1 protein-coding gene is annotated in these 449 nt (G+C 58.4%); it reads left to right on the forward strand.

Going from position 1 to position 449, the window contains the following annotated elements; genetic code table 11:
* Positions 1–449: YceI family protein (locus AC1DKR_RS21190; RefSeq protein ID WP_478035122.1), on the forward strand; the 449-nt coding region annotated here is incomplete at both ends.

A 449-nucleotide genomic window follows, 5' to 3' on the forward strand; every position in this document is an offset into this window, starting at 1 on the left:
GGTCAACACCACCGCCAGCAAGATCTCCTTCACCTATAACCAGTTCGGCTCCAGGGTGTACGGCACCTTCGGCAAATTCGACGCCACGCTCGATTTCGACACGGCAAACCCCACCGCGGCCCACGCCAGGATGACCATCGACCTTGCCAGCATCGACGCCGGCAGCAGCGATGCCAATACCGAGCTGCAAAAGCCTGCCTGGTTCAACACGGCGGACTATCCGGTGGCGACCTTTGAATCGACTCGGGTAAAAGCGCTGGGCAATCAACGCTATCTGATCACCGGCAAACTTAACCTCAGGGGCATGACGCGCGAGTTGCAGGTGAAGGTGCTGTTGAAGCCGGAGCAGGCCATCGGGATTTTCGATGGCAACATCATTCTCAAACGCAGTGACTTCAAGATCGGGGAGGGGGAGTGGGCCGATACGGTGGTCTCCAACGACATCGACA

Source organism: Stenotrophomonas sp. 01N47, assembly GCF_056399165.1.